Raw genomic sequence first — 26579 nt, 5'->3', positions numbered from 1 at the left:
GTCGAGGCGTCCGGGTTCACCGCGCGCGTCGAGAACAACACGGTCACCACGGACGGCCTGCGCTGCGGCAAGATCTCCGCCCAGTCGCCGAAGGGCGGGACGATGCTCGAAGTGGGCAAGGTGGTCAAGATGGTCGTCATCGACGGCGGCTGCGAGTCGCCGAGCCCGACGGCCAGCCCGACCACCTCCAAATAGCGCTCAGACCCCCGTCGTGTTGCGGGGGTAGGCGATCTGCGGGTCGGTGGCGATGTTCACCATGTAGGGGATGCCGGAGTCGAACGCCCTGCGCAGCGCCGGGCCGATCTCCGACGGGTCGGTGACCAGCTCGCCGCCCCCGCCGAGCGCGGTGACCACCTGGTCGTAGCGGCAGTTGGGCTGCAGCTCGGCGGCCACGTCGTAGCCGTACAGCAGCTGCATGGGGTGCTTCTCCAGGCCCCAGATGCCGTTGTTGCCGCAGATCATCACGACCGGGAGGCGGTGGCGGACGAGCGTGTCGACGTCCATCAGCGAGAAGCCGGCCGCGCCGTCGCCGAGCAGCAGCACCACCTGCGAGGACGGGCGGGCCAGGCGGGCCGCGATGGAGTAGCCGAGGCCGGTGCCGAGGCAGCCGTACGGGCCCGGGTCGAGCCAGTTGCCGGGGCGGCGCGGCTCGACGTATTTGCCGGCGTAGGAGACGAAGTCGCCGCCGTCGCCGATGACCACGGCGTCGTCGTCCAGGACCCGGTTGAGCTCGCCGTAGATGCGCATGGGGTGGATCGGGTCGGCGTCGGCGGCCAGCAGCTCGGCGTCGCCCGCGATGGCCGCAGCGGCCGCCTCGGAGAGCTTGGAGACCCAGGAGGCGTACCTCTCCGGCTTGACCCCGGCGTCGCCGCAGGCCGCGCCGAGGCCCCAGAACACCACCGACAGGTCGCCGGCGGCCTTGGCGGCCGGCTGCATGTGCGTGGCGAGCTGCGAGGGCGCGTCGGCGATGTGCACGACCCTGGCCAGCGGGGCGCCGTCCTTGCCGCCGAACCAGCCGTAGCCGAGCCGGAAGTCGAGCGGCGTGCCGATCACGACCACCAGGTCGGCCTGGGCGAAGGCGAGCCCGCGGGCGCGCGTCACGAGCAACTCGTGGCCCGCGGGCAGGATGCCGCGGCCCTGGCCGTTCGGGATGACCGGCAGCCGCCAGGCCTCGGCGAAGTCGCGGGCGGCCTCCTCGGCACGGTCCATCCACACGTCGGAGCCGTAGACCAGCACCGGGCGCTCGGCCTCGGCCAGCAGCCGGGCGATGGCCGCCAGGTCGTCGGGGTCCGGCTCCAGCGGCGACGGCGTCTGCGTCTCCACCGCGTGCGGCTCGGAGGGGGCGAACAGGTGGTCCATGTAGAAGTCGAGGAAGACCGGGCCGCGGTGTGGCGCGACCGCCGTGCGGAAGGCCATCTCGACGTCCTGGCCGACCGAGTCGGCCCCGCTCGCGGTGAACGACAGCTTCGTGATCGGTTCGAGCAGCGGCGGGTGGTCCATCTCCTGCAGCGCGCCGCTGCCCCAGCGGGACTGGGGCGCCCGGCCGCCGAGCACGACCACCGGCGAGCCGTTGAAGTGCGCGGTGGCGACCCCGCTGACGCCGTTGGTGATGCCGGGACCGGCGGTCAGCACGGCGAGGCCCGGCTTCCTCGTCAGCCGGGCGGTCGCCTCGGCGGCGAACACGGCGCTCTGCTCGTGGCGTACGTCGAGGATGCGCATGCCCTCGTGCACCGCGCCGTCGTAGAGCGGGAAGACGTGCCCTCCCGACAGGGTGAACATGGTCTCGGCCCCATAGGCCTTGGACACGGCGACGGCCACGTCACCGGCATGCTTCGCAGACTCCATGCCGGGAACTTACCAACCAGTCACACTCGTAAACAGACCTTCACCGGCAGCACACCGACACCGCGCCCGCGTGGGTGCTGACCTCGATCTTCCGTGGCGCGGCCATGTCCCTTTCGACGGCGAGTGTGACGTTGGTGCCGGAGGCCGTCACGGCGTACGGCGCCGGCGGGACGACGACGGTGACGTCGCCCCTCGTGCGCACCACGGCCCGCACGGACGTCGGCCGGCCGGTGAACGCCGCCCGCACCTCGCCCGCGCCCGTCTCCAGGTCGGCTGACTCGCCGCCCAGCCCGCCGGCGTCGATGTCGCCGCTGCCGGTCCGCGCCCAGATCGGCCCGGCGACCCCGTCGAGCCGTACGGTGCCCGAGACCGAGGTCAGCCGCAGGCTGCCGAACAGGTCGTCCACGGAGAGCTCCCCGGCGGTCGTCCCCGCCACGACGTCGGTCTCCGGCGGCACGAAGACCGTGTAGTCCGCCTGGCAGAGCGAGCCGTCCGGCTGGCCGGAGCCGGGACAGTCGGTGCCCAGCCGCAGCGTGGCGGCGGCGGGGTCCCAGTTCTCCGACACCTTCGGCCGTTCCTTGGACCAGCTCAGCGACCGGCTGATCAGCAGCTCGCCGGCCCGGCCGGGCACGATGAACACATTGACCGGCGTGGCCGTCGCCTTGATCTCCACCGTGTCGCCGTCGAACGGGATCGACCGCAGGTCGGTGACGACCGGCTCGCGGGCGCGGGCGAAGGCGGTCCAGAGCGCCGCCGTGGACCAGGCGAGCGCGATCACGGTCGCCATCGCGCCGGCGGTCAGCCAGAGTGCCCTCACGGCGAGCTCCTGATCTTCAAGAACTGGAGCACGGCCAGCACCCGCCGGTGGTCACCCTCGGCGGGGGACAGGTCGAGCTTGGTGAAGATGTTGCCGATGTGCTTGCCGACCGCGCCCTCGCTGAGCACCAGCGCCTGGCCGATGCCGGCGTTCGAGCGGCCCTCGGCCATGAGCTGGAGCACCTCGTGCTCGCGGGGCGTCAGGCGTTCCAGGGGGTGGCTGTCGCCGCGCACGATGAGCTGCGCGACCACCTCGGGGTCGAGCGCGGTCCCGCCGGAGGCCACGCGGCGCAGCGCGTCGATGAACTCGGTCACGTCCGCCACCCGGTCCTTCAGCAGGTAGCCGACGCCGCCGTTCGCGGCCGAGGCGAGGAGCTGGGCGGCGTAGCGCTCCTCGACGTACTGGGAGAGCACCAGGACCGGCAGCCCCGGCTGCTGGCGGCGCAGCACCAGCGCGGCGCGCAGGCCCTCGTCGGTGTGCGTGGGCGGCATCCGCACGTCGGTGATCACCAGGTCGGGCCGGTGCTCCTCGGCCGCCCGCAGCAGCCCCTCGGCCTCGTCCACGGCCGCCACGACCGCCATGCCGGCCGCGTCGAGCAGCCGGATCAGCCCCTCGCGCAGCAGTACGGAGTCCTCGGCCAGCACTACGCGCACGGCAGGTCCACCTCGATCGTGGTCGGGCCGCCGAGGGGGCTGGAGAGCCGGAGCGCGCCGTCCACGGCGTCGACGCGCTGGGCCAGGCCGCGCAGGCCGGTGCCGCCGTCCATGCGGGCGCCGCCGCAGCCGTCGTCGTGGACGAGCACGTGCAGACGGTCGCGCTCGCGCCGCACGCTCACCTCGGCCCTCGTGGCCGCGGCGTGCTTGGCGATGTTGGTGAGTGCTTCGGACACGATGAAGAAGGCCACCGCCTCGATGGTCGGGGTGACGCGCCGCTCGATGTCGACGCGCAGCTTGACAGGGAAGGGGGCGCGGGCGGCGACGCCGGACAGCGCCGCGTCCAGCCCCTGGTCGTTGAGCACGGCGGGGTGCAGGCCGCGGACGAAGTCCCGCAGCTCCTTCAGCGCCTGCTTGGCCTCCTCGTGGGCCTGCGCGATGGCGTCCCGGGCCGGCTCCGGCAGGTCGGTGAGGGTGGCGCGGGCCAGCCCCAGGTTCATGGCCAGCGACACCAGGCGCTGCTGGGCGCCGTCGTGCAGGTCCCGCTCGATCCTGCGGCGCTCGGCGTCGGCCGCGTCGATCACGCCCGCCCGGCTCTCGGTCAGCGTCTCGATCCGCTGCCCGAGCTCCGAACGGCTCGGGCCGAGCAGCGTACGGGCCACGAACAGGTCCAGCGCCGCCATCCCGCGCGCCAGCACCGGCGCGAGCAGCAGCAGCGCGAGCCCGACGGCCATGAAGACCGCCACCACCCGCCCGTCGCGCAGGTTGAACTCGAACTGCAGCGGCGGCCGCTCGATCTTGTCCGGCAGGAACGCCAGCAGCCCCACCACGGCCCCGCCCCAGGCGAGCGCCACCAGGACCGCGGCGCCCAGCCCCACGACCGGTGACAGCAGGTGGTAGCCGATCTGCCGCCACGTGGCCGCGCTGCGCAGGGTGCTCGGCGTGTGCACGGGCGGGATGCGCGCTCCGAGGAACGCCTCGAACCGGGAGCGCTGCAGCCGCGTGAACAGCGGCAGGCCGCCCCGCAGCACGGGTGGCACGGCGATCGCGACCAGCGTCGAGCCGGCCAGCATCACGGCGACCGGGAGGCCGATCATCACGTGCGCCGTGTCCAGCCAGGCACGCGCCGACCACGGGCGGGGGACCTTCATGGCCTTAACGGTATTGACCGGGGCGATGGACGCGAAATGGGCTTGGTGTGCCGTTCGACGGTGGGGCTAGCCCCACCCTCCGATCAGCTGGCGGAACGCCGACGGGTCGAACGCGCCGCCCAGCGTGGGACCGAGGCTCCGGCGGGCCACGTCCGCGAACGCGTCCCCGTCGAGGGCGCCCGCGCCGTCCGGGAGCGCGCCGGCCAGCGGCCGCGCCGCCAGCATCTCCAGATCGGCCGCCGTGCTGCGCTCGACCGGGCCGGGCTCGGCCGGCCAGCGCCCGATGACCAGCCCGGCGAGGTCGAGCCCGCGGTGGGCCAGCGCCTCCAGGGTCAGCGCGGCGTGGTTGACCGCCCCGCGCCCTGAGCCGGACACCACGAGCACCTGGGCGCTCAGCAGCCGCGCGAGGTCGGCGATGGTGGCGCCGTCCTCGTCGTAGCGCTCCAGCAGCCCGCCGCTGCCCTCCACGAGCACCAGCCGGTTGCTCTCCGCCAGCTCGCGCACCAGCAGCGCCACCGCCGGCAGGGAGACCGGCGGCAGGCCCGCCGCCCGCGCCGCCGCGGCCGGGGAGAGCGGCTCGGCGAAACGGCCGAGCTCGAACGTCGTCGTCACCCCCGACAGCCGCATCACCGTGTCGAGGTCGCCGGGCGCGCCGGCGGCCAGCCCGGTCTGGGCGGGCTTGACCACGGCCACCCCCGCGCCCCTGGCTCGCCCGAGCGCGGCCACGGCGGCCGTCACCACGGTCTTGCCCACCGTCTCGCCGGTGCCTGTGACGATCAGTACGCTCACCCGGCCAGCCTAGACGCGGCCGGCGACCAACCCATGGATCCCCGCCGTGCGGAGTCAGGGGCGGCGCAGGCGGGTGACGAACTTATAGCGGTCGCCCCGGTAGAGCGACTGGGCCCACTCGACCGGGTGGCCGTCGGCGTCGAAGGCGTGCCGGGTGAGCAGGAGCATCGGCAGGCCGACGTCCACGCCGAGCGCCTTGGCGTCGTACGGGGTGGCGAGCACGGTCTCGATGATCTCCTCGGCGTCCGTCAGCCGGACGTTGTAGGCGTTGTGGAGGGTCTCGTACAGCGAGGAGTGGACCTCCAGCTCGCGCCGCAGCCGGGGGAAGCGGCGGGCGGACAGGTGGGTGGTGTCGATGGAGACCGGCTCGCCGTTGGCCAGGCGCAGGCGGTGGATGCGCAGCACGCGGCCGCCCGGATTGATGGCCAGGCGGCGGGCGAGGGCCTCGTCGGCGGTGATGTAGCCCATCTCCAGGATCTTGGTGTCGGGCTCCAGGCCGGCGGTGCGCAGGTCGCCGATGTAGGAGGTGAGCTGCAGCACCTGGGCCACCTTCGGCTGCGCCACGAACGTGCCCTTGCCCTGGATGCGCAGCAGCCGCCCTTCGACCACCAGCTCGGTCAGCGCCTGCCGGACGGTGGTGCGGGAGGTCTCGAAGCGCACGGCGAGGGTGCGCTCGGGCGGCAGGGCGGTGCCAGGCGGCAGACTCTTGGTCAGCTCCAGCAGGGCCCGTTTGACGTCGTAGTACTTCGGAACGCGGGGGCTGTCGTCTGTCACGCGCTCACCTTCACTTCTGCCACGGCGGTGAGGCGTGTCTGATCACCGCGAGATCATCGGAACCCACATTGGCCAAGGAGGTCAACCGCGGGCGGCGGCGGCCGGTCGGCACCGAGCGCGTACGGTGCCGGGCACGCGCGAATCCGGGCTGCTCAGGCTGATGGTGAAGGATATCCACAGCAGCGAGGCTCCCCGCAACCGAGGCCGCCGCGCCGGCGCCCGTGGCGCGCCCCGTCACGCCCTGACCAGCGGCGCGGCGCCGTGGCGTGACCGTGGCGATCACCGCAGGCCCGTCCCCGCCGCAGGTTTCGGGCGATTCGATCATTGTGACGGTTCTCACAATATGAGATTGCCCAAAGGAGTCCGGCAAATGAACGGCGGTGCTCCGGTCGCCGGTTTGGTCGTGGCGGGGGAAAGCACGCATGATGCACTCGTGCCGACTCTCAGCGACCTCGTCGCCCGCCATACCGCTCTTGACGAGGCGGATCTCGACTGGCTGCACTCGCTGGTCTCCGACTGGCAGCTGCTCGCCGACCTGTCCTTCGCCGACCTCGTCCTGTGGGCGCCGCTGGCGGGGGAGAGCGGCTGGATCGCGATCGCCCAGATGCGCCCGACGACCGGCCCCACCGTCTACCACGACGACATCGTCGGCAGCGTGGCGGCCAAGGGCGAGCGGGCCCTCATCGACACCGCGTGGAACGAGCGCCGCATCTGCCGTGAGGGCGACCCCGACTGGTCCACGGGCGTGCCGGTCAGGGAGGAGACGATCCCGGTCCGGCGCGCGGTCGAGGGCGGCGAGGGCCGCTTCCTGGCCGTCATCCAGCGCTCCACCAACCTGTCCTCGGCCCGCACGCCCTCCCGGCTGGAGCTGACCTACCTGCAGAGCGCCTCCGACCTGGCGCAGATGGTGGCCGAGGGGCGCTTCCCGTTCTCGGGGGAGGAGCCGATCCTGGTCCGCTCGCCGCGGGTCGGCGACGGCCTGCTCCGCCTCGACCGGGCGGGGCGCGTCACCTACGCCTCGCCGAACGCCCTGTCCGCCTACCGCCGGCTCGGCCTGCACGCCGACCTGGTCGGCTCCGAGCTGGGCCCGGTCACCGCGACGCTGTGCTACTCCGACGAGCCGATCAACGAAGACCTCATGATCGTGGCCAGCGGCCGGGCGGCCAAGGAGACCGAGGTCGAGTCCGGCGGCACGACCGTGCAGCTCAGGGCCATCCCGCTGATCGTGGGCGGCGGCCGCATCGGCGCGCTGGTGCTCATCAGGGACGTCACCGAGCTGCGGCGGCGCGAGCGCGAGCTGATGACCAAGGACGCCACCATCCGCGAGATCCACCACCGGGTGAAGAACAACCTGCAGACGGTGGCGGCGCTGCTCCGGCTCCAGGCCCGCCGCCTGCAGGTGCCCGAGGGCCGCGAGGCGCTGGAGGAGGCCGTGCGCCGGGTCGGGTCCATCGCGATCGTGCACGAGACGTTGTCGCACGCGCCCGAGGAGTTCGTCGACTTCGACGAGATCGCCGACCGCGTCATCGCGATGGCCGGCGAGGTCTCGGCGGCGGAGGCGGCGGTGACGCCGCGCAGGGTGGGGGCGTTCGGGGTGCTGCCGTCCCTCATCGCCACGCCGCTCGCCATGGCGCTGACCGAGTTGCTGCAGAACGCGTTGCAACATGGACGCCCCAGGCGGCTGGAGGTGGTGGTGGAGCCGGCGCTCGACCGGCTCAACGTCACCGTTTGGGACGACGGGCGGGGGTTGCCCGAGGGTTTCGACCTCGACAGCAGCACCAGTCTGGGGCTGCAGATCGTCCGTACGCTGGTCGAGGGGGAGCTGTCGGGAAGGTTGTCCGTACAGCCGCGCCCCGCGGGCGGCACCGAGGTCGTGCTCTCGATCCCGCGTCCGGCGAGCGGTTGAGGTCGCTTGTGCAGGTGGGGGTCAGGCGGTCGCGCGGGCGCGGGCACGGGCGGCGCGGCGCTTGAGCGCGCGGCGCTCGTCCTCGCTCAGGCCGCCCCACACGCCGGCGTCCTGGCCGGACTCGATGGCCCACTTCAGGCAGGCGTCGACGGCCGGGCAGGAACGGCAGACCTGCTTGGCCTCCTCGATCTGCATGAGGGCGGGGCCGGTGTTGCCGATCGGGAAGAACAGCTCGGGGTCCACGTCACGGCAGGCAGCTCGGTGGCGCCAGTCCATGCGTCCACTCCTTAGTAGATGAAGCCTTTGGTCGGCTCCGTGCGGCTACTACTTTGTGAAGAGTTTCACTAACTCCAGCGAACGATGGCCCGAATCCTGTCGAGGACCGGGGTCGTCCGCTGACGGTCGAAGGGCCTAGGGGTTGTTAAAGGTCCTACGTTCCGACGTCAGTCTGAGCCTGTCAGCCACGCAGAGTGCACGCAAGAGGGTTTGCGCGAAGTTTTGGCCGTTATGGATGTCGGATGCGTCACACAATGACCGAATGTAACCAGCTAGACCAACACTTGTAATGCGTTCGGGGTAGACCGGAAGGTCACTGACTCGCGTTCGCCCAGGTAGTCGCCGTCCAGCTGAAAGGCCACGGGACGGTGCGCGGTGAGCGTGAACTCGGCCTCGTCGTGGAGCTGGACGAGGTGTTTGCCCGACGGAAGGGCCTCACTCTCCGTGAGCATGTGCTGGATCAGGGGCGTGAGCGCGACCGGGCCCATCCGGCGCAGCCCGAGCAGGTCGAGGCCGGTCTCGAAACTCGCCCACGGGGTGGGGCGGACGGGCCTCGTGCCGACGTACGTCCACGGCGAGGTGTTGGAGATGATCGCCATGAAGACGCCCTCGGCCGCCGGGATGCCGGGGCCGGTCACCTTCATCGCGGGATGCCGCTTGTCCGTGGCCAGATAGTGGCGTAGGGCGGTGTTCACATACCGGGCGGGGGTAGCCTTCCTGCCGGTGCCGCGCAGGCCCTCCACGGCCCGTACGACCTCGGCGTCATAGCCCATCCCCGCGCAGAACGTGAAATAGCGGCTCTGGCCCTCCCAGAGGGCCTGGCCCAGGCCGACCGTCCGCCGGCGGCCCTCGCGCAGCGCCTCCAGCACCGCGCCGGTGGCCTCGACCGGGTCGTTGGGCAGGCCGAGCGCGCGGGCGAAGACGTTGGCGCTGCCGCCAGGGATGACGATGAGCGCGGGGCGGCGGGTGCTGGGGTCGTCCGGCACGTCCTGCGGCGCCGGCGGCCCGTCGCCGTTCACCGGGTTGAGCAGGCCGTTGACGGTCTCGTTGATGGTGCCGTCGCCGCCGAGCACGGCCACCACGTCGTAGCCCTTGTCGCGCGCGGTCGCCGCCAGGCCGGCGGCGTGCCCGCGGTAGCGGGTCTCCTCGACGGCGAGCTCCACGGCCGCGCCGAGCGCGCGGATGAGGACGTCCCTCGTGCGGGCGTTCGTGGTCGTGGCCTTGGGGTTCACCAGCAGCATCGCGCGCATGCCGCCAGCGTAGCCCCTGATCGGGGACCCGCTTCAGTGGCCTCGGGGAGGTAGGGTACGGGGCGTGAACCGTCGTCCGCTCACCCTCGTGATCGCTGCCGTCGTCGTCAGCCTGGAAGGGCTGCTCGCCCTCGGCCTGGGCGTCTTCGTCGCCGTCGAGACCGTGATCGGCAGGCCCGGCCACCTGACGAGCGCGATCGCCGAGGCGGCGTTCGGGGTGCTGATCGGCGCCGGGCTGCTCTGGGTGGCCTGGGGCGGCCTGTTCAGGATGGAGCGGTGGGGCCGCGCGCCCGGTGTGGTGGCCCAGATCTTCCTGCTGCCGGTGATCTACACGCTCTTCGAGTCGGACCTGCCGCAGCTCGGTGTCCCGCTGCTGGTGGCCGCGCTGGCGGGGCTGGTCGCGTTGCTGGCGCCGCCCACCACGCACGCGCTCTACGGCGACGAGCAGCACGCGGCCTAGCTGCCCGGCCGTCTCATCGACGTTCGCGAGCAGCCCTGACCCGTCAGTCCTCGGCTGTCAGGCCCTCGCGCAGCTGGGCGAGGGTGCGGGCGAGCAGGCGGGAGACGTGCATCTGTGAGATGCCGAGCTCGGTGGCGATCTGCGACTGCGTCATGTTGCCGAAGAACCGCAGCAGCAGGATGCGCTTCTCACGCGGCGGCAGCCGCTCCAGCAGCGGCTTGAGCGACTCGCGGTATTCGACGCCTTCCAGCGACTCGTCCACGATGCCGAGCGAGTCGGACACCGCGGGGGCGTCGTCGTCGCCGGAGTCGGGCGCGTCGAGGGACACCGTCGAGTAGGCGTTGGCCGACTCCAGCCCCTCCAGCACCTCCTCCTCGGTCATCTTGAGGTAGGCGGCCAGCTCGGCGACCGTCGGGGCGCGGCCCTCGCGCTGCGACAGATCGCTTATGGCCTTGGTCAGCGAGAGCTTCAGCTCCTGCAGGCGGCGCGGCACGCGGACCGCCCAGCCCTTGTCGCGGAAGTGCCGCTTGATCTCGCCGACGATGGTGGGCGTGGCGTAGGTGGAGAACTCCACGCCGCGGTTGAGGTCGAAACGGTCGATGGACTTGATCAGACCGATGGTGGCGACCTGGGTCAGGTCGTCCAGCCACTCGCCCCTGTTGCGGAAGCGGCGAGCCAGGTATTCGACCAGGGGAAGGTGGAGCTCGACCAGCTCGTCCCTGATGCGCTGACGGCGCGGCTCCTCGGGGCCCAGCTCGGCCAGCTCGGCGAAGAGCTGACGGGCGCGCACCCTGTCGGGCACGGCGTGTTCGCTGGTGGCCATGGCTCCAGTCCTTTCCGTCACGCCGGCCCCGCCGTGCTCTGGGCCGTCCCTCGGCGCTTACGGAGGACGATGGCCATGCGGTCGGCGCTGTCGGTCACCGCGTCGACGTCGTCGGCCAGCGCGGTGAGCACCATCCAGGCGAAGTCGTCACGCTTGGGCGCGGAACTTCCGACCGTCGCCACCTCGACCCTGACCTGCATCTCCTGCCCGGTCAGCTCGAACTCGGCGGTGAGGTCGGTGCCGGGCACCGCCTCGTTGAGCAGCATGGCGCACGCCTCGTCGACCGCGATCCGCAGGTCCTCGATCTCGTCCAGCGTGAAGTCCAGCCGCGCCGCCAGCCCAGCGGTGGCCGTACGCAGCACGGACAGGTAGGCGCTCGCGGCGGGGAGCCGGATGCTCACCACGTCGCGGATGCCGGCCACGCCCTGCGCGCGCGTCTCGGTTTCCTCGGTCACGTTCCTCCTCGCATATCCGACGCCAACTGCAACTTACCGCCCCGGAGAGGTGCTTGGACGAATCAGACTCGCCATCTACGGAAAAGGCTCTGCGCGGTCGTGGACCGCGCAGAGCCTTTGTGCCGTTTTAGGCAGCCTTGGTCTCCCAGAAGATCTTGGAGATCTCGTCGATCTTGCCCAGCAGCTCGTCCGCCTTGGCGACGTCGACCGTGCCCTTGGCGCCCGCGGCGCCCGCGAGCTTCGTGGCGTCCCAGAAGAGCTGGTGGAGCTGAGGGTACTGCTCAAGGTGCGGCGGCTTGAAGTAGTCGGTCCAGAGCACCCAGAGGTGGTGCTTGACCAGCTCAGCGCGCTCCTCCTTGATGTGCAGCGCGCGGCCGCGGAACACCGGGTCCTCGTTGGCCGCGTACTTCTCCATGATTGCCTTGACCGACTCGGCCTCGATGCGGGCCTGGGCGGGGTCGTAGACCCCGCAGGGCAGGTCGCAGTGCGCGGAGGCGACGTGCTTGGGTCGTAGCAGTCGTGCGAGCATCGGAAAGTCCTTCCTGGATGCTGAATCAGCTTGGTCCACAACCGACCTTACTCGGGTCCGGAAGGCGGCGGAGTGGGGGGTAGAGCCCATGAGAGTGCGTGTCGAGGGCGATTCCATGCGACCCGGTCTGGTCCCCGGCGACTGGCTCCTCGTCCGCAGGAACGTCCCCGTGCGCCCCGGCGACGTGGTCGTGGCCCGGCTGCCCGGCGAACCTGAACGGCTCATCGTGAAACGGGCGCAGTGGCACGGGGCGGACGGATGGTGGCTGGAGAGCGACAACCAGCGGGCGAGCGGCCGGCGGGACAGCTGGGACTTCGGGCCGGTCCACGACATCGTGGGGCGCGTCGTGCTGCGCTACTGGCCGCTGGTCCGCCGGCGGCGGTGAGCGCGGCCCGGGGCAGCTCAGAACGGGCTCAGGACGGCCTCAGGACGGCCTCAGGGCGTCTCCTGGCGGCGGCGGGCCCGGTAGGCGGCCACGTTGGCCCGGCTGGCGCAGCGGGCCGAGCAGTAGCGGCGGGAGCGGTTGGAGGAGGTGTCGAGGAAGGCCCGGCCGCAGCGCGGCTCGCGGCAGCGGCCCAGCCGGTCCGCGCCCAGCTCCGCGACGACCGCGGCGAGGCCCATCACGGCGGTGGCCGCCGGGTCCTCGGCCAGGTGCAGGTGCCAGGGCCCGCCGTCGTGGGCGGAGAGCTGGGGACGTACGGGATAGCGCACGAGCAGGGCGTTGAGCCGCTCGGCCACGGCCCGCTCGTCGCCGGCCACGTCGAAGACCGCGGCCAGCTCCTGGCGCAGCCGGATCAGCTCGGGCGGCGGCACGAGATCGTTGACGAGCCGGACCGCCCACGCGGCGTAAGAGGTCAGGTCCATGCCGGAGTATTACACGCCCGGTGGGGGCTCCGGCCCGCGCCGGAGCCCCCACCGTGGTCAGCCCTCGGGGTGCAGCACGCGCCGCAGGAACGTCTTCGTCCGCTCCTGGGCGGGGTCGCCGATCACCTGGGACGCCGGGCCGTCCTCGACGACGACGCCGCCGTCCATGAACACCACCCGGTCGGCCACCTCACGGGCGAAGCCCATCTCGTGGGTGACCACGAGCATGGTCATGCCCTCCTCCGCCAGCTTGCGCATGACGGCGAGCACGTCGCCGACCAGCTCGGGGTCGAGCGCCGAGGTGGGCTCGTCGAAGAGCATGAGGTCGGGGTTCATGGCCAGGGCGCGGGCGATCGCGACGCGCTGCTGCTGCCCGCCCGACAACTGGCCGGGATGGGTGTCGCACTTGTCGGCGACGCCCACCTTCTCCAGGTTCTCCCTGGCGACGGCCTCGGCCTCGCTCCTGCTCCGCTTCAGCACCCGCTGCTGGGCGATCATGACGTTCTGCAGCGCGGTCATGTGCGGGAACAGGTTGAACTGCTGGAAGACCATGCCGATGCGGCGGCGTACCGCGTCGAGGTCCACGTCGGGGTCGGTGACCTCGACGCCCTCCACGAAGACCTTGCCCCTGGTGGGCGTCTCCAGCAGGTTCACGCAGCGCAGCAGGGTGGACTTGCCCGAGCCCGACGGGCCGATGACGCACACCACCTGGCCGGGCTCGACGGTCAGGTCGATGCCCTGGAGCACCTGGTTGTCGCCGAAGGACTTGTGCAGGTCCGCGATCTCGATGGCGTGCGTCATCGCTTCCTCCCCTTGCGCCCCTCCAGCCGGGAGGCGAGGTATCCCAGCGGGATGGTGACGATCAGGTACGTCACGCCCGCCACCATGATCGGCGTGGCGTTGGCGTACTGGGAGGCCAGGTCGTTGCCGAACTTGGCCAGCTCGACGTACTCGCCGGACACGCCCAGGAACAGCACCAGGGAGGAGTCCTTGAGCAGCGCCACGAACTGGTTCGTGGTCGGCGGGATGACCATCCTGATGGCCTGCGGGATGATCACCGTGACCTGGGCGCGGGTGGCGGACATGCCGAGCGACCTGGCCGCCTCCGTCTGGCCCTTGGGCACGGCCTGGAGGCCCGCGCGGAAGACCTCCGCCTGGTAGGCGGCGCCGACCAGGCCCAGGCCGAGGATGCCCTGCCCGTACGTGCCGAAGGGCACCTGGAAGCCGGGCAGCGCCAGCGGCAGGAAGGTGATCATCAGGAAGATCAGCAGCGCGGGCAGGCCGCGGAAGATCTCGATGTAGACGATCGCGATCCACCGGTACGGCCGCACCTGCGACAGCCGCATGAGGGCCAGCAGCAGCCCCAGCACGAACGCGAAGACGAACCCGCCGACCGCGTAGATGATCGTGTTGCGCAGCGCGACCGTGAACAGCTCGGGCAGCGCGTGCCCGGCCACGTCGGGCTTGGCGAAGTTCTGCGCCAGGCTGCCCCAGTCGGCGTACAGGATGACGGCGACCAGCGCGACGACCAGCACGGCGTACTGGACGGCGCGGCTGATCTGCTGCTTCTTCCGCGGGCTGAGCCTGGCGCGGGCAGGCTCAGCCGTCTTGGGCAGGTCGGTCATGGGTCAGCCCAGCTCGCCGGGCTTCTTGCCGAACCACTTCACGTAGATCTTCTCGTAGGTGCCGTCCTGCTTGGCCTTGGCCAGCTCCTCGTTGATGGTCTTGACGAGGGTCGGGTCGGCGTCCTTCTTCAGGCCGATGCCGTACTGCTCGCCGGTGTCGAGGCTGGCGATCAGCTCGAACTTCTCGGCGACCTCCGGCTTCTTCAGCCAGGTGAGCACGACCGGCAGGTCCTGGATGATGACGTCGGCCTGGCCGGCCTGGAGCGCCAGCAGCTCCTTGGGCGAGTCGGCGTACTCGGTGGGGTTGAAGCCCTGCTTCTTGGCGTAGTCGAGGCCGGTGGTGCTGGCCTGGGCGCCGAGCTTGAGACCCTTCGCCTTGACGTCCTCCAGGGACTTCGCGCCCGTGCCCTTCTTGGCCAGCAGGGCCTGCGTGGCGTCGAAGTACGGGTCGGAGAAGGTGATGTTCTGGGCCCGCTCGGGGGTGATGGTCATGCCCGCGGCGGCCACGTCGCACTTGCCGGCGGCCATGGCGGCGCCGCTCTTGATCACCGCGAAGTCGATGTCCACGATGTTCTGGGTGACGCCGAGCTTCTTGGCGGCGAGGTCGACGATGTCGACGTCGAAGCCGACGACGTTGCCGCTCGCGTCCTTGAACTGGAACGGCTCGTAGGGGATGTTGGTGCAGACCGTGAGCTTGCCGGGCTGCACCAGCTTCACCGCGGCGGCGCCCGAGCCGGTGCCGGCGCTGGCGCTGGTGTCGGCGCCGCCCGAGCCGGAGTCGCTGCCGCACGCGGACAGGGCGAGAGCGGCGGTCAGGGCGAGCGCGCCGGCGGCGTAGCCACGGCGGCCCTTGGGGCTGAGGGCCATGTACGGCCTCCTATGAAGTGAAAAGCCACAGAACTTGCGTTTTGTGCAGTTTAGATGCGATTTTGCGCCGTTCCGTCATCAGCGGTTTAACGATGCGTCAACGGAACGGCCTCGAACCGTCCATCCGGGTGCCCCATGGTGCCCCAGCGGGGACGCTGGCTCGGACCACCGTCTCACGATGTGGCACTATGGGGTGACGGGTGACCCCCGAACCCCCATCACGAGATGACGCCGAGGGGACCCTGGCAGCTACAGAAGCCATCCCGCTCGCGATCATCCGCCGAAGGTTGTTCCGCTTCCGATGACTCCAGGGGTCGCTGTGGCTGTCACGCCCGCTTCTGCGCCAGGTTCCTCATCCGTCGAAAACCTCGATCTCGATCCCGCCTTCGCGCTGCACCGCGGCGGCAAGATCGAGATCCGCTCCACCATTCCGGTCCGCGACGCCGACGACCTGTCGCTCGCCTACACGCCCGGCGTCGCCCGGGTCTGCACCGCCATCGCCGAGACGCCGGCGCTCGCCCACGACTACACCTGGGCCTCCAGGGTCGTCGCCGTGGTCTCCGACGGCACCGCCGTGCTCGGCCTCGGGGACATCGGCCCGGCGGCCGCCATGCCCGTCATGGAGGGCAAGGCGCTGCTGTTCAAGGAGTTCGGCGGCGTCGACGCCGTGCCCATCTGCCTCGACTGCACCGACGTCGACGCGCTCGTCGAGACCGTGGCGCGGCTCGCGCCGTCGTTCGGCGGCATCAACCTCGAGGACATCAGCGCGCCGCGCTGCTTCGAGGTCGAGGCCCGCCTGCGCGACCTGCTCGACATCCCCGTCTTCCACGACGACCAGCACGGCACCGCCATCGTGGTGCTCGCCGCGCTCCAGAACGCCGCCCGGCTGACCGGCCGGACCCTCGGCGACCTGCGGGCGGTCGTCGCGGGCGCGGGCGCCTCCGGCGTCGCGGTGACCCGCATCCTGCTGGAGGCCGGCATCGGCGACATCGCGGTCTCCGACTCCAAGGGCCTGATCTACCAGGGCAGGGAGGGGCTCAACCCGGTCAAGGAGGCGCTCGCCCGCGACACCAACAGGGCCGGGCTCACCGGCTCCACCGAGGAGGCCCTGGCCGGCGCCGACGTGTTCGTCGGGCTGTCCGGCTCGACGGTCAGCGAGCAGGCCATCGCCTCCATGGCCGACGGCTCGATCGTCTTCGCCCTGTCCAACCCCACCCCCGAGGTCCACCCCGAGGTCGCCGCCCGGCACGCCGCGGTCGTCGCGACCGGCCGCTCCGACTTCCCCAACCAGATCAACAACGTGCTGGCCTTCCCCGGCGTGTTCCGGGGCGCGTTCGACGTGCGGGCCTCCACGATCACCGAGAACATGAAGGTGGCCGCGGCCGACGCGCTCGCCGCCGTCGTGGGCGACGACCTCGCCGCGACGTACGTGATCCCGAGCCCCTTCGACGAGCGCGTCGCGCCCGCCGTCACCGCCGCGGTGGCCGCTCAGGCGCGCGCCGACGGGGTCGCCCGGCTCTGATCGGCTTGCTGCAGTGGTCTTCGGCGGGCGGGGCTCTTGCGGGCCCCGCCCGCCGCCGCGTTGAGGTGGTGACGGTCGAGCTGCAGGAAGCTGCTGGGGGAAGTTGTTGCAGAGAGTTGGGGCAACCTTGGGGAACGGCCCTCATCCTTTACCCAAGGTGCTATAACTGTAGCTCTCTGTAATGACCGTGGGCGCCGACTCCTGTGCAGAGGAGAGCGATGGAACGCGAGCCCAACCGGCTGCTGCAGCAGCTCATCGCGGAGGCGGGTTTCTCCCACAAGGGACTGGCCAGGCGCCTCAACGACCTGGGTGCCGCCCGCGGCACTCCGGGCCTCAAATATGACCATAGTTCGGTGCTGCGCTGGATCGGTGGCCAGCGACCGAGGGACCCGGTCCCCGGACTGCTCACGGAGATCTTCGCGATGCGCCTGGGCAGGCCGGTCACCACGGAAGACCTGGGCATGCCCGCCGTCGTCACGCCCCTCGATCTTGGACAGGAGTTCACGCACACCTGGCAGGAGGGGGTCGCGACCGTGACCGCACTGTGGCGGGCCGACGTGGAAAGACGGCGGTTCCTGATCGACTCGACCTTCGCCATCGGAGCAGGCTCGGTCGGAGCCGTCCGCTGGCTGACGTCCCCACCCGAGGGACGCCCGAGCGGCGGCGGGGCGCGGCGCGTCGGCCGCGCCGACATCGCCGCCATCCAAGAGGTGACCCGGTCCTTCGGGGAGCTCGACAACCGTTTCGGCAGCGGCCGGGTCCGCGCGTCCGTCATCAAATATCTCGACACCGCCGTCACGCCGCTGCTCAAGGACGGCCTCTACGGCGACGCCACCGGCCGGCAGCTCGCGGCGGCCGCTGCCGAGCTGACCCGGCTGGCCGGCTGGATGGCCTACGACATGGAGCAGCACGGTCTCGCGCAGCGCTACCTCATCCAGGCGCTCCGCCTGGCCAGGGGCGCCGGCGACCAGACCCTCGGCGGCGAGATCCTGGCCGGCATGGCCCACCAGGCCATCTACATGGGCCAGCCGGACCACGCGCTCGACCTGGCGCGGGCGGCCCAGCTCGCGGCCCGCGGCGCGGGCGTCGGCACCCTGCTGGCCTCCGCGCACGTCCTGGAGGCGCACGCGCACGCGGCGCGGGGCGACTCCCGCTCCTGCGGCGCCTCGCTCAACCAGGCCGAGCACTTCTTCGAGGTCCGCAAGCCCGCCGACGAGCCCTCGTGGCTCGGCTACTTCGACGAGGCCTACCTGTCCGCCAAGTTCGCCCACTGCTTCCGCGACCTCGGTGACGGCCACCGGACCGTCCAGCACGCGCGGCGCTCGCTCGACATGGACTCCCGCTTCGTGCGGGGGCGGATGTTCAACCTGTCCCTGCTGTCGGCCGGGCTGCTCCAGTGCGGGGAGCTGGAGCAGTCCTGCGTGGTCGCCTCCAGGGCGCTGTCGCTGGCCGGTGAGCTGCAGTCCGCCCGGTCCCGGTCCTACGCCGCGGACCTGCGGCGGCGGCTGGAGCCGTACAAACATGAGGGGGCGGTGGCTGAGTTGCACGAGGCCACCCGCCAGCTCGCGGCGGTCTGAGGAAAAGCGGACGGCCCGGAGCGTCCACGTGGGACGCTCCGGGCCGCTCTGCCGGGTTACTGCAGCAGTTCGCCCTTCGGGCTCACGATGGCCTTCGTCTCGGCCAGGCTCGCCTGGTTGTAGACGTCGGCGACCTCGCCGTCGAAGTACGGCGAGCTGATGAAGTCGATCCGGTTGTTGCCGTCCTGGTCGGCGAAGGTGCTCGTCAGGCCGTTGACGTAACCGGTGCGCTTGTTGTTGTACTTGATCAGCCAGGGGCCGCCGTCGGCGCCCGGCGTCATCGAGCACTTGAGCGCCTGGTGGGTCTCCACCTTGAAGGTGTTGATCTGGTACGTCTTCGTGGCGGTCTTGCCCATGCAGTACTTCGGCGTCAGGCCGGTGTAGGGCCTGTCGCCGTCGGGGTGCGGGGCGCTCGGGTAGCCGAAGGCGATGACGTTCTGGCCCATGGGCTGGTTCCAGGCGAAGCCCTGGCCGCCGACGACGTCACCGAGCCGGCCGAGGTCCTTGGCGACGCCGATGAAGTAGTGGCCCTCGAAGTACTTGCGGGACGTGCCGGGCTTGACCCACTTCTGCGTGTAGTAGTGGGTGATGGAGTAGTTGCCGGCCTTGTCGGGGCCGGTGCCCTTGTCACCCGGGCCCTTGTAGTCGTCCCACTCCTTCTTGGACACCTGCTCGACGACCGGCTCGCCGAACTTGAAGCCCTGGCCCTTGCCGACCTTGGCGGCGACGTACTTCGCCTTGGTGGTCTCGACCTTCTCCAGGACCGCCTCCGGGTGGTCGGGGCCGACCAGGTCGGAGGCCTTGTCCTCACCCTCGGACCAGCACTCGCCGAGGTTGAGCTGGCACTTGAGGAAGTCCTCCTTGGAGATCTCCCGCGGCTTGATCCACTTGTCGCCCTGCCACGCCTTGTACTCGCTGAGCGGGACCTCCTTCTCGGCGCCGAGCTCGACGCCGTTGTGGACGGCCACGAAGGCGTAGTCGCCGTCGTAGTCGTCATAGGTGTCGAGGTCGTAGGCGGTGAAGGCGTAGGCGCCGACGTAGATGCCCCAGGGGGCCTTGCCCTGGTAGTAGCCGGGGATGAAGACCCACTTGCGGAAGACGTCCTTGCCGCGCTCGTACACGCAGTGGCCGGCGGTGACGACCAGGTTGCGGTGGCGCGACTGGATGGAGGTGGCCGAGCACCAGCGGTACTTGCCGGAGCGGTCGACGAAGAAGACCTTGCCGATGGTCTTCGGCAGGTTGACGTTCTTCACCTTGGTGGCGGTGGCGACGGACCCGGTGGGTGCGGTCAGGCCGGGCTTGCCGTCGTCGGGGGTCTTGCTCTGGGCGCCCACGAGCTTGGGCACGTTCTTGAAGTCCCAGTAGTACTGGGTGGCCTTGCGCAGGGCGGCGCCGTTGGCGTCGAGCCAGAAGTTCGCGCTGCTGTAGGCGTCAGCGGGCTTCGGCGCGAGCGGGTCGGTGGCCCAGTGCGGCTCGGCACTGGCGGGGAAGGCGAAGGTGGCGGCGGTCAGGCCGGCGGCGGCGAGGGGGATGAGCAGGCGCTTCAACGGGAGGCTCCACGGCGGTTGTCAAGAAACAGCGTAAGGACCCTATCGATCAATGATCGTTCTGGTAAGGGTCCTTCTCGGATTTGTCCCCAGATAGGCCGAAGGGCCCGGCGAAAGCCGAGCCCTTCGGGTAAAGCAGTGGTCTGAGGTTTGGACCCCCAGCTCCAGAGGATGTCCTGAATTAGGACATCTTGCCGGACCACAGAGCGGCAGCAGCCTTGTAGACAGCGGCCGTCTCGCCGTCGAAGTACGACGAGAAGATCGTGTCGTAGCGGTTGTTGCCGTCCACGTCGCCGAACACCGCGGTGGTGACACCGTTGACGTAGCCGAGACGCTTGGCGTTGCTGTACTTGAGCAGCCACGGCGAGCCGTTGTAGCCGGGGGTGACGGCGCACTTCAGGGACACGAGCTCCTCGGCCTTGATGGCCGCGACCACGGTCCGCTTGGTGCTGGTCTTGCCGTAGCACCACTTCGGCGTGACACCCGTGTAGGGCTTGTTGCCGTCGGGGTGCTCGCCACCCGGGTACCCGAAGGTACGGACGTACTTGCCGGTCGGCTGGTTCCAGGCGAAGCCCTGGCCACCGACGTTGTCGCCCAGACGACCCGCGTCCTTGACGAAGTTCTCGATGAGGTAGAACTCGGTCTTGAAGAACTTGGTGTCGCTGCCGGGCAGGACCCACGACTGGACGTAGTAGTGGACAATAACGTAGTTGCCGTTCTTGTCCTTGAACTTCTCGCCCGGGCCGCGGTAGCGCAGCCACTCGCCCTCGGAGACCATCTCGGCGACGGGCTCGCCGAACTTGTAGCCCTCGCCCTTGCCGATCTTCGCGGCCAGGTAGCGACCCTTGGAGGTCTCGACCTTCTCGACCACAGCACCCGGGTAGTCCGGGCCGACCTTCTTGGTGCGCTCACCGGGCTTCACCCAGTAAGAGTCCGTCGCGGTCGGGTCGAGCTTGCCCTTGAGGAACTCCTCCTTGGAGATCTCGACGTCCTTGGCCTCCTTGAGACCCTGGTACGCGTCGAACTCCGACTTGGTCACCTTCTTGGCGTCGCCGCCACCCAGCGTGATGCCGTTGTAGACGGTGACGAAGGCGTAGTCCTTGTCGTAGTCCTCGTAGGTGGCGAAGTCGTAGTGGGTGAAGGCCTGCTTACCCACGTAGATGCCCCACGGAGCCTTGCCCTGGTAGTAACCGGGGACGAAGACCCACTTGTCGAGAACGTGCCCGTTCGCACCGGTCTGGTACACGCAGTGACCAGCGGTGGCGACCAGGTTGTGGTAGGTCGACTGGATCGAGGTGGCGGAGCACCAGTACAGCTTGCCGTCGCGGCCCTCGAAGAAGACCTTACCGATGGTCTTCGGCAGGTTCACGTTCTGGACCTTGACGGCGGCCTTCTTCTCCTCGCCAATCGGGGCGGTGGAGCCCGGCTTGGTGTCCGGGGTGTAGCCGCCCTTCTGGACGAGCTTGTTGACTTCCTTGTAGTCGTAGCGGTACACGGACGCGGCCCGGAGGGCGGCGCCGTTCGCCTTGAACCAGAAGTCAACGGTCTCGGCGACCTTGTTGTTCGGGGTCAGCGGCGCGTCGTCGACGACACCCGAGGCGGAAGCCGTGCCGGCCAGACCAGCAGCCAGCAGACCGGTGGCCAGGATGGCGCCACCGGCGGGGAGGAGGATGCGCTTCAAGGTAACTCCTTGCGCTGTCGTGGAACGCCTCTTGCGTCCCATGCGTCAGTAAAGGGATAGCCAGGAACATACAGTGTTGATCTTGAGCTCGGGTAGTCGCTTTGGAAGGAAAAGAGGCGACAAGTCGGGCGTAATCGTTCTGTGATGTTTAGACGGCTCGTGCGCAGGAGTTGAGGGAAGCGGCCCTTGCGGTCATTTGCCCTGATCAACATAAGGGAGTTGTGAGGGCGGTCCGCGGAGCGCCGACGCTCCCGAGATCTCCGCTCCGCGAGGAGTGTGACGCAGATCACAGTGCTCTGATGGCACCGTCTGGGCCCGGCGTGCGTCCAAAGCCCTTCACATTCGGGCCGGAACGCAGAAAGGGCCCGGCTGGAGGCCGGGCCCTTCGCTACGAACGGTTCACGACCGGTCGCGGTGTGTCACTTAGACGATCTTGCCGGACCAGTTGGAGGCCGCGGCCTTGTAGACCGTGTTGGTCTCGCCGTCGAAGTACGGCGACGAGATGTAGTCCACGCGGCCGTTGCCGTCCTGGTCGTTGAAGGTGCTGGTGACACCGTTGACGTAGCCGAGACGCTTGGCGTTGCTGTACTTGTACAGCCACGGACCACCGTCGGCGCCCTCGGTCATGGCGCACTTGAGCGCCACGTGCTCCTCGATCTTCTTGGCGGCCGAACCCACCAGCTTCTTGGTGGTCTTGCCGTAGCACCACTTCGGCGTGACGCCGGTGTAGTTCTTGTTGCCGTCGGGGTGAGGAGCGGCCGGGTAGCCGAACACGCGGACGTACTTGCCGGTCGGCTGGTTCCAGGCGAAGCCCTGGCCGCCGACGTTGTCGCCGAGGCGGCCGGCGTCCTTGGCGAAGCCCTCGATGATGTAGAACTCGGTCTTGTAGAACTTGGTGTCCGAGCCCGGGAGGACCCACGACTGCACGTAGTAGTGCGTGATCGTGTAGTTGCCGCGGTTGTCCGACTTCTTCTCGCCGGGACCCCTGTACTTGTCCCAGTCGGCCTTGGAGACCTGCTCGGTGATGGGCTCACCGAACTTGTAGCCCTCGCCCTTGCCGACCCGCGCGATGCGGTACTTGTCGCTGGTGGTCTCGACCTTCTCCACCACGGCGCCCGGGTAGTCGGGGCCGACCTTCTTGGCCTTCTCGCCACGCTTGACCCAGTAGGAGTCGGTGGAGGTGGGGTCGAGCTTCGCCTTGCGGAACTCGTCCCGGCTGATCTCGACGTCCTTGGCGTCCTTGATGCCGGTGTGGGCGTCGAACTGCGACTTCGTGACCTTCTTCGCGGTCCCGCCGCCGAGGGAGACACCGTTGTAGACGGTGACGAACGCGTAGTCGCGGTCGTAGTCCTCGTAGACGTCGAAGTCGTAGTGGGTGTAGGCGGTCTTGCCCACGTAGATGCCCCAGGGGGCCTTGCCCTGGTAGTAGCCCGGCACGAAGACCCACTTGCTCATGACATCGCTGTTGGAGCCGGTGTCGTAGACGCAGTGGCCGGCCGTGGCGACCAGGTTGCGGTACTTGGACTGGAGGGAAGTGGCGGAGCACCACTTCTTCTCGCCCTTGCCGTTGACGAAGAAGACCTTGCCGATGGTCTTCGGCAGGTTCACGTTCTGAACCTTGGCGGTGGTCTTCTTCTCTTCGCCGATCGGGGCGGTCGAGCCCGGCTTGGTGTCCGAGCTGTAGCCACCCTTGGTCTGGAGCTTGGCCACGTCCGACTTGTCCCAGACGTTGGACTCCTTGGCGGCCTTGAGGGCAGCACCGTTGTTCTCCGCCCAGAACTGGGCGATCGCCTTGGCGTTGGCCGCCGAGGCCGCCATGTTGTCCTTGGCGACGTCCGTGTCGGCCTGGGCCGAACCGGCCAGGCCGGCGGCCAGAAGGCCGGTAGCCAGGATGGCGCCACCGGCGGGGATGAGGATGCGCTTCAAGGGAACTGCTCCTTGGTCTGTCGTGGGTCGCAACACGCGGCCCATGCGTCAGTAAAGGGATTGCAAGGAACATAGCGCGGTGATCTCCGCAGGTGAAACCCGGTCTGGACGATTCGGAAGGCGTCGTTACCCCCGTTACCTCGTCGTTATCTGTCAGAGGCCGTCCCGTGTTGCGGCTGTTTTTGCAGGGTAGATGGGGTTTGCGGCTTGCGGGAAGAAAGTTCCATTAGCGGATGATCATGGCGAGTATGTGACATGGATCACAGGAACCGAAATCGGGTGTCCCCCGTCTAATTCCGGCCGATCTTCACAGGTGATCTTCAGGAAGCGGTCCGGAACTCACAGGAAACAGCGCGAGGGCCCCCGCCATGACTGGCGGAGGCCCTCGCGTTCCCCTGGCAGGGCTCGGTGGTGCCTACTTGTAGAGCTCGCCCTTCGGGCCGACGATCCTGCCGGACCAGACGTTCTTGGCCGCGTTGTAGACCGCGGCCGTCTCACCGTCGAAGTACGGCGAGGTGATGTGGTCGATGCGGTCGTTGCCGTCCTGGTCGGCGAAGGTGCTGGTGACGCCGTTGACGTAGCCGCCGCGCTTGGCGTTGCTGTAGTTCAGCAGCCAGGGACCGCCGTCGTAGCCGGGCGTCACGGCGCACTTGAGCCCGATGTGCTCCTCGATCTTCAGCCAGGAGGCCCCCACGGCCTTCCCTGTCGTCCGCCCGTAGCAGTGCTTGGGCGTGACGCCGCTGTACGGCTTGCTGCCGTCCGGGTGCGGCGCGGCCGGGTAGCCGAAGGTGCGGACGTACTTGCCGCTCGCCTGGTTCCAGGCGAAGCCCTGGCCGCCGACGACGTCGCCGAGCCGGCCCGCGTCCTTCGACAGCAGGATGTAGTAGTGGCCGCCCCAGCGGCGCTTGGGGCCGGTGAAGCGCTCGTAGTCGCGGCGGTTCACCTGCTTGACGCCGTCGAAGAGGATGCCGTTGTAGACGGTGACGAAGGCGTAGTCCTTGTCGTAGTCCTCATAGACGTCGAAGTCGTAGTGGGTGAAGGCCTGCTTGCCGACGTAGATGCCCCACGGGGCCTTGCCCTGGTAGTAACCGGGCACGAAGACCCAGTTGTCCATGACGGCCTTGTTGGTGTCGGTGTCGTAGACGCAGTGGCCGGCGGTGGCGACCAGGTTGCGCTGGTTCGACTGGACGGAGGTGGCCGAGCACCAGCGGAACTTGCCGTCGCCGTCGACGAAGAAGACCTTGCCGACGGTGCGGGGCAGGTTGACGTTCTGGGCGCTGCCCGCGGACTTCGCCGAGCCGGTCGGCGCCGTGGTGCCGGGGCGGCCGTCAGGGGTGTAGCCGCCCTTGGAGACGACCTTCCTGACCTCCTTGGAGTCCCAGGTGTACTGCTTCGCGGCGCGCAGGGCGGCGCCGTTCGAGGCGAGCCAGAAGGAGGCGACCGAGGCGGCTTGGGCGTTGCTGCGGGCCATGGGGTCGTGGGAGACGCCCCCGTCGGCCTGCGCGGTGCCGGACAGGCCGGCCGCGAGCAGGCCGGTGGCGAGGATCGCGCCGCCGGCGGGCAGAAGGATTCGGGTCACGATAACTCCAGGTAGTGCTGACATGAGGCGCCTCGTGCACCTGACGAAACTCAGCAAAATTGGACGACCCGGAACCTATAACGCTGACCACAGGTGTGGAAGTTGTGAGGAGAGCGCGTCAACGTTCCAGTGGTCGCCGCGACCTTCCCGAGATCCGGAGATCGGCTGATCGCACGCAGTGACCGACCGGTTGCATATGACTTGGGTCACATTTGCTGGAAAGGTGTCTCGTCAGGCGATTTTCGCGGGCGTGCTCTGCGCCGCCGCGCGCTGGTAGACCGTGCCCGCGACCGTGTCGAAGTAGGGCGAGGAGATCGCGTCGTAGCGCTTGTCGCCGTTGCGGTCCCAGTTCAGGCTGTTGACGCCGGCCAGGCTGCCGATCTTGCGGTCCGGGTCGTAGCCGATCACCCAGGGGCCGCCGCTGGTGCCCGCGCTGAAGTCGCACTCCGGGAGCTGCACGCCCTTCTGCAGGTCGAGCGGCGGGGCGGGCTTGTTCCAGCTCGTCCGGCCCTCGCGGCACATCCGCAGCGTCTTGCCGTCGTACAGGCGGTTGCCGTCGGGCTGCGCCCCGGCCGGGTAGCCGAAGGCCGCGGCCGTGTAGGTGCCCGGCTTCCTGTTGAGCTCCAGGCCGAGGCCGCCCACGTTGTCCTGGAGCCGGCCGACGTCCTGCATGATGTACTGGCCGTTCTTGTTCACCCAGGCGAAGCCGCGGTGGACGGTGACGAAGGCGTAGTCGTAGTCGTAGTCGCCCCTGCCGATCCAGTCCTCGTGCAGGCTGATGGACGAGGCCACGTAGATGCCCATCGGCTGCTCGCCGCCGAGGCCCGGGTTGGGGACGAAGATCCAGTAGTCGGCGACCTTGCCCTGCCGCGGGTCGTAGGCGCAGTGCCCGGCGGTGGCGACCACGCTGCGGTTCCTGGCCGTGACCGCGCTGGCCGAGCACCAGTACTCCTTGTCGCCGAAGCGGAAGAAGACCTTGCCCATCGTGCTGCCGACCTGGGCGCCCTTGCGCGGCAGCGCGGGCGCGGCGAGGCGGCCGGCGCCGAGCTTGCCGGTGCTCGTGGCGCTCGCTTTGCTCGCGGCGGTGCGTGCGGCCGGGCCGGCGGCGCCGCCCGCGGACGTGGACGTGGACTTCGGCACGACGGCGGCGCCGGGCGTGGCCGGGCTGAAGCTGTCGGTGTGCTTGAACTTCTCGGGCTTCCAGTAGTCGGCGACCCGCTTGACGTCCGCGGCGGTCTTGGCGAGGGCGATGCTCTGCACCTTGCCGGCCGCGGCGGTGGCCTTACCGGCCTGCGCGGTCTGCGCTGTCTGCGCGGCGGCGATCCCCGTGTGGGCAGGCAGCATCAGCAGCGCGCCGCTCAGCGCGGCGGCCAGCAGCTGCCGGGCCCGGGAGATCATGAAAATGCCTTTCTTGGGGTCGTAAGGGGCGATTTTTCCAGATGAGTGGAGGGTATTGCAGCCCGGATAGGGATTCGTTACCTGATCCAGGTTCCAACGTGAACTATAAGGATGCCGTCAGGCCGCCACTTCGATACGTCGGAACGATCAAAAGTCTTTCGGCGTTCGCCCAGGTCAGAGCCATGATCGTGATCATGGTGCGCGGATCGGAACGCGCTGGCATTTCGTCGTGATCAGGTGGCGGGAGTCACGCGGAATGAGATCG

26 protein-coding genes are annotated in these 26579 nt (G+C 69.6%); 6 read left to right on the top strand and 20 right to left on the bottom strand.

The window, feature by feature from the left end; all coding sequences use genetic code 11:
• Positions 1–195 (top strand): hypothetical protein (locus tag ACBR40_RS36445; protein ID WP_371251670.1); only part of this gene is annotated, 195 nt, incomplete at its 5' end.
• 3 nt (positions 196–198) lie between these two features.
• On the opposite strand, the gene ACBR40_RS36440 is transcribed toward ACBR40_RS36445, so the two are convergent.
• The 6 genes from ACBR40_RS36440 to ACBR40_RS36415 all read right to left on the bottom strand — a co-directional run bounded on the left by ACBR40_RS36440 (position 199) and on the right by ACBR40_RS36415 (position 6029).
• Positions 199–1845 (bottom strand): acetolactate synthase, encoded by a 1647-nt coding sequence (locus ACBR40_RS36440; protein ID WP_344217696.1) that lies wholly within the window; start codon positions 1843–1845, stop codon positions 199–201.
• A gap of 40 nt (positions 1846–1885) precedes the next feature.
• Positions 1886–2662, bottom strand: a complete 777-nt coding sequence (locus ACBR40_RS36435) for a hypothetical protein (protein ID WP_371251669.1) — start codon at positions 2660–2662, stop codon at positions 1886–1888.
• Positions 2659–3315 (bottom strand): response regulator transcription factor, encoded by a 657-nt coding sequence (locus tag ACBR40_RS36430; protein ID WP_329590237.1) that lies wholly within the window; start codon positions 3313–3315, stop codon positions 2659–2661. Before ACBR40_RS36430 ends, ACBR40_RS36435 begins: the two co-directional genes overlap by 4 nt.
• Positions 3306–4466: a histidine kinase gene (locus ACBR40_RS36425; RefSeq protein WP_371251668.1), complete on the bottom strand. Its 1161-nt coding sequence runs from the start codon at positions 4464–4466 to the stop codon at positions 3306–3308. Before ACBR40_RS36425 ends, ACBR40_RS36430 begins: the two co-directional genes overlap by 10 nt.
• A gap of 66 nt (positions 4467–4532) precedes the next feature.
• On the bottom strand, positions 4533–5255 hold the full coding sequence (bioD, locus tag ACBR40_RS36420) for a dethiobiotin synthase (protein ID WP_371251667.1): 723 nt from the start codon (positions 5253–5255) through the stop codon (positions 4533–4535).
• 54 nt (positions 5256–5309) lie between these two features.
• Positions 5310–6029, bottom strand: coding sequence for a GntR family transcriptional regulator (locus tag ACBR40_RS36415; RefSeq protein WP_091078782.1), 720 nt, complete (start codon positions 6027–6029; stop codon positions 5310–5312).
• A 433-nt stretch (positions 6030–6462) separates the two neighbouring features.
• On the opposite strand from ACBR40_RS36415, the gene ACBR40_RS36410 reads away from it, so the two are divergent.
• Complete coding sequence (locus ACBR40_RS36410) at positions 6463–7935, top strand: histidine kinase N-terminal domain-containing protein (protein WP_344217685.1); 1473 nt, start codon at positions 6463–6465, stop codon at positions 7933–7935.
• A gap of 21 nt (positions 7936–7956) precedes the next feature.
• On the opposite strand, the gene ACBR40_RS36405 is transcribed toward ACBR40_RS36410, so the two are convergent.
• Both ACBR40_RS36405 and ACBR40_RS36400 read right to left on the bottom strand, forming a co-directional pair.
• Positions 7957–8211, bottom strand: coding sequence for a WhiB family transcriptional regulator (locus ACBR40_RS36405; protein ID WP_344217683.1), 255 nt, complete (start codon positions 8209–8211; stop codon positions 7957–7959).
• A gap of 272 nt (positions 8212–8483) precedes the next feature.
• Complete coding sequence (locus tag ACBR40_RS36400) at positions 8484–9461, bottom strand: diacylglycerol kinase family protein (RefSeq protein WP_371251666.1); 978 nt, start codon at positions 9459–9461, stop codon at positions 8484–8486.
• Positions 9462–9525: 64 nt separating this feature from the next.
• Between ACBR40_RS36400 and ACBR40_RS36395 the strand changes: the two genes are divergently transcribed.
• Positions 9526–9921, top strand: a complete 396-nt coding sequence (locus tag ACBR40_RS36395) for a hypothetical protein (RefSeq protein ID WP_371251665.1) — start codon at positions 9526–9528, stop codon at positions 9919–9921.
• A 43-nt stretch (positions 9922–9964) separates the two neighbouring features.
• On the opposite strand, the gene ACBR40_RS36390 is transcribed toward ACBR40_RS36395, so the two are convergent.
• From ACBR40_RS36390 to sodN, 3 genes are all read right to left on the bottom strand, one after another.
• The gene (locus tag ACBR40_RS36390; protein ID WP_177240539.1) at positions 9965–10744 is read right to left on the bottom strand and encodes an RNA polymerase sigma factor SigF; all 780 of its coding nucleotides are present in this window, start codon (positions 10742–10744) and stop codon (positions 9965–9967) included.
• A 17-nt stretch (positions 10745–10761) separates the two neighbouring features.
• Positions 10762–11199, bottom strand: a complete 438-nt coding sequence (locus ACBR40_RS36385; RefSeq protein WP_329590254.1) for an anti-sigma factor — start codon at positions 11197–11199, stop codon at positions 10762–10764.
• 127 nt (positions 11200–11326) lie between these two features.
• Complete coding sequence (gene sodN / locus ACBR40_RS36380; protein ID WP_242375941.1) at positions 11327–11728, bottom strand: superoxide dismutase, Ni; 402 nt, start codon at positions 11726–11728, stop codon at positions 11327–11329.
• 88 nt (positions 11729–11816) lie between these two features.
• On the opposite strand from sodN, the gene ACBR40_RS36375 reads away from it, so the two are divergent.
• The gene (locus ACBR40_RS36375; protein ID WP_344217675.1) at positions 11817–12113 is read left to right on the top strand and encodes a S24 family peptidase; all 297 of its coding nucleotides are present in this window, start codon (positions 11817–11819) and stop codon (positions 12111–12113) included.
• Between the two features lie 50 nt (positions 12114–12163).
• Here ACBR40_RS36375 and ACBR40_RS36370 read toward each other — a convergent pair whose 3' ends face one another.
• From ACBR40_RS36370 to ACBR40_RS36355, 4 genes are read right to left on the bottom strand one after another with little or no spacing between them, the layout of a single operon-like run.
• Complete coding sequence (locus ACBR40_RS36370) at positions 12164–12592, bottom strand: CGNR zinc finger domain-containing protein (RefSeq protein WP_364454379.1); 429 nt, start codon at positions 12590–12592, stop codon at positions 12164–12166.
• 57 nt (positions 12593–12649) lie between these two features.
• Positions 12650–13393, bottom strand: coding sequence for an amino acid ABC transporter ATP-binding protein (locus ACBR40_RS36365; protein WP_344217671.1), 744 nt, complete (start codon positions 13391–13393; stop codon positions 12650–12652).
• On the bottom strand, positions 13390–14217 hold the full coding sequence (locus ACBR40_RS36360) for an amino acid ABC transporter permease (RefSeq protein WP_344217669.1): 828 nt from the start codon (positions 14215–14217) through the stop codon (positions 13390–13392). Before ACBR40_RS36360 ends, ACBR40_RS36365 begins: the two co-directional genes overlap by 4 nt.
• A gap of 3 nt (positions 14218–14220) precedes the next feature.
• The gene (locus ACBR40_RS36355; RefSeq protein WP_344217667.1) at positions 14221–15084 is read right to left on the bottom strand and encodes an ABC transporter substrate-binding protein; all 864 of its coding nucleotides are present in this window, start codon (positions 15082–15084) and stop codon (positions 14221–14223) included.
• Between the two features lie 319 nt (positions 15085–15403).
• Between ACBR40_RS36355 and ACBR40_RS36350 the strand changes: the two genes are divergently transcribed.
• On the top strand, positions 15404–16606 hold the full coding sequence (locus ACBR40_RS36350) for an NADP-dependent malic enzyme (protein WP_344217665.1): 1203 nt from the start codon (positions 15404–15406) through the stop codon (positions 16604–16606).
• A gap of 218 nt (positions 16607–16824) precedes the next feature.
• Entirely contained in the window at positions 16825–18183 is a 1359-nt protein-coding gene (locus ACBR40_RS36345) for a hypothetical protein (protein ID WP_344217663.1), read from the top strand.
• 56 nt (positions 18184–18239) lie between these two features.
• Here ACBR40_RS36345 and ACBR40_RS36340 read toward each other — a convergent pair whose 3' ends face one another.
• From ACBR40_RS36340 to ACBR40_RS36320, 5 genes are all read right to left on the bottom strand, one after another.
• Positions 18240–19730, bottom strand: a complete 1491-nt coding sequence (locus ACBR40_RS36340) for a hypothetical protein (protein ID WP_371251664.1) — start codon at positions 19728–19730, stop codon at positions 18240–18242.
• A gap of 181 nt (positions 19731–19911) precedes the next feature.
• Complete coding sequence (locus ACBR40_RS36335; RefSeq protein WP_371251663.1) at positions 19912–21411, bottom strand: hypothetical protein; 1500 nt, start codon at positions 21409–21411, stop codon at positions 19912–19914.
• A 423-nt stretch (positions 21412–21834) separates the two neighbouring features.
• Positions 21835–23337, bottom strand: a complete 1503-nt coding sequence (locus tag ACBR40_RS36330; RefSeq protein WP_371251662.1) for a serine protease — start codon at positions 23335–23337, stop codon at positions 21835–21837.
• Positions 23338–23752: 415 nt separating this feature from the next.
• A complete protein-coding gene (locus ACBR40_RS36325) occupies positions 23753–24916 on the bottom strand; it encodes a serine protease (RefSeq protein ID WP_371251661.1) in 1164 nt (387 codons plus the stop codon).
• A 231-nt stretch (positions 24917–25147) separates the two neighbouring features.
• The gene (locus tag ACBR40_RS36320; protein ID WP_371251660.1) at positions 25148–26314 is read right to left on the bottom strand and encodes a serine protease; all 1167 of its coding nucleotides are present in this window, start codon (positions 26312–26314) and stop codon (positions 25148–25150) included.
• Between the last annotated feature and the right edge of the window lie 265 nt (positions 26315–26579).

The sequence above is a fragment of the Nonomuraea sp. AD125B genome, from assembly GCF_041402765.1.
In the GTDB taxonomy this organism is placed as follows: Bacteria; Actinomycetota; Actinomycetes; order Streptosporangiales; family Streptosporangiaceae; genus Nonomuraea; species Nonomuraea bangladeshensis.
This window is presented reverse-complemented; position numbering and strand designations above follow the sequence as displayed.